2 protein-coding genes are annotated in these 2,395 nt (G+C 68.5%); one reads left to right on the forward strand and one right to left on the reverse strand.

Features of this window, described 5'->3' with window-relative positions:
- Window positions 1–292 (reverse strand): helix-turn-helix domain-containing protein (locus KGQ19_RS48300; RefSeq protein ID WP_212022333.1); only part of this gene is annotated, 292 nt, incomplete at its 3' end.
- A gap of 170 nt (window positions 293–462) precedes the next feature.
- Here KGQ19_RS48300 and KGQ19_RS48305 point away from each other — a divergent pair.
- Window positions 463–1,905 carry an MFS transporter gene (locus KGQ19_RS48305; protein WP_212022335.1) on the forward strand — a complete coding sequence of 481 codons (1,443 nt, stop codon included), beginning with the start codon at window positions 463–465 and terminating at the stop codon, window positions 1,903–1,905.
- Window positions 1,906–2,395: the final 490 nt, after the last annotated feature.

Here is a 2,395-nt window from a genome sequence, read left to right on the forward strand (position 1 = left end):
GGGGCGAGGAGGCGGCGGGGCGGGCGAGGTCCGTCAGGTGGACCGTCTCGTCGTCGGTGAGGCGCAGGGTGCGCGCGATCGCCTTGAGCAGCCCGTCGGAGACACTGGTGGAGCGTCCCTGTTCGAGGCGGGTGTAGTGGGTGATGCTGACGTTGGCCAGCATCGCCAGCTCCTCGCGGCGGAGCCCGGTGACGCGGCGGCGGGACGGGTGCGGCGTGATGCCGACCTCCTCGGGGCGCAGTGCGGCGCGGCGGGACTTGAGGAATTCTCCCAGCTCGGACTGCGCGTCCATGGATACCTCCGGGTCGGCGGGCGGCGAGGCTGTCGCCGTTCACCTTCCATGATGCCCGCCGGTCCGCACGGCCGGGAGCCGTGAGGGTAGTCAAGTAATGACTACCCTCAGGCTGACTGCGCAAGGCTGGGTTCTGGCTGGGGATCCGGGCTCCGACGAGCCTGTTTCCCATGACTGCTATTGATACGAAGCTGGCCGGAGACGCGACAGGCAGCACAGCGCCGGCTGTACTGACTCCGCGGCTCCGGCTGATCCTGGTCCTGCTGCTCGCCACGCAGTTCACGCTGGCCGTGGACTTCGCCATCCTGAACGTCGCGCTGCCGGTGATCGGCCAGAGCCTGGGCTTCTCACTGGCGCACCTGCAATGGATCGGCACTTCCTTCGCACTGTGCGCAGCCGGGTTCACGCTGTTCTTCGGCCGGGTCGCGGATCTGTTCGGACGTCGGCGGCTGTTCCTCGGCGGCCTCGCGGTCCTCGGCGTGGCATCGGTGGTGGGCGGGCTGGCACAGAACCCTGAGATGCTGATCACGGCGCGCGTCTTCCAGGGGCTGGCCACCGCCGCGGTGACACCCGCCGGTCTGTCGCTGCTGACGACCTCGTTCCCGGAAGGGCCGCTGCGGGAGAAGGCGCTCGGGCTCAACGGAGCGCTGATGTCCACCGGCTTCACGACCGGCGCCATCCTCGGCGGCGTCCTCACCGATCTGCTGTCATGGCGCTGGGCGTTCTTCATCAACGTGCCGGTCGCGCTCGCGGTCCTGTTCATCGCCCCGACGGTCATCAAGGAGTCCCGGCCCGACGAGCGTCCGAAGCTGGACCTGCCCGGCGCCGTCACGGTCACGCTCGGCTTGCTGGCCATCGTCCTCGGCCTGGCCCAAGCCGGCGAACAGGGCTGGGGCTCGGCCGCCGCGCTGGCCCCCATCGCGGCGGGCCTGGCGCTACTGCTGGTCTTCTACGCCGTCGAGCGCAAGGTCCCCTCACCGCTGGTCCCGCTCAGCGTGCTCGGCAAGCGCTCGGTGGCGTGGGGCAACGTCGCAGGCCTGATCGCCTTCCTCACCGAGACCTCACTCGTCTTCCCGCTGACCCTCTACTTGCAGCGCGTCCTCGGCTTCTCCCCACTCGCCGCCGGCCTGTCCTTCGGCGTCCTCGGCACCGGCACCGTCCTCGGCGGCACCATGGCCCCGAAGGCCATCGCCCGCCTCGGCAGCAAGCGCACCCTGATCACCGGCGGCCTCCTCCAGGCCGTATTCACCGCCGCCCTCCTAGGCCTGGGCGCCGACCGCACCTGGCTCTGCCTGATGCTGACCGCCAGCTTCCTCGGCGGCATCGGCAACATGCTCGCCATCGTCGGCTTCATGGTCACCGCTACCTCCGGCCTAGCCGACCACGAACAAGGCCTCGCAACCGGCCTGGCCACCATGACCCAACAAGTGGGCATCACCATGGGCACCCCCATCATGAGCGCCATCGCCACCGCCACCATGGCCGGCACCGGCGCCACGGCCATCCTCGGCGGCCTACGCGTCGCGATCGGCGTGAACGCCGGCATCGTGCTGGTGGGGGTGCTGGCTGTCGCGGTGTTTCTCCGGGATGATCGGGGGACCTTTGCTCGGTAGTTTTTGATGTGCTGGTTGCTGGTTGCTGGTTGCTGGTTGCTGGTTGCTGGTTGCTGGTTGCTGGTCGGGGTCCGTTCTCGGTCGGCGCTGCGGGGCCTGTTCTTCCAGAGCTTCGGCTAAGGGGGGTGGAGTTTGCGGGCCAGGTTGCGGTTAGTCTGTGGATTTCAAAGCTTTTTACGGCCTTCGGTCATAGTTGTGCCGGTTCGGGGTTCGGGTCGGCAGGTGTGTTTGTCGGCTGCCGGTTCGCGCGTTCACAACCCCGCCGCACCTCAGGCCTCTTCAACTCCAGCAAGCCAGCGCAAGGTCAAAAACTGTGATGAAGAGCCGGGCCTCCGGCGGGCCTCGGCAACCTCAGGGAAACTTGCGCGGTTCCCTCGGGTGGCTGGGTGAGTCTCAGCGGTGGCGGTTTGTGGGGTGGTGCGGTCCGTTCCCCTCGGTCGCGTCGTCAGCCCGGGGGGTACAGCACCGGTGTCCGGGGGTAAAGTCCGCG

The organism is Catenulispora pinistramenti (assembly GCF_018274385.1).
Taxonomy (GTDB): Bacteria; Actinomycetota; Actinomycetes; order Streptomycetales; family Catenulisporaceae; genus Catenulispora; species Catenulispora pinistramenti.

Coding starts and splice junctions, on each gene's coding strand:
- KGQ19_RS48305 (WP_212022335.1), top strand. CDS start 463: ATGACTGCTATTGATACGAAGCTGGCCGGAGACGCGACAGGCAGCACA.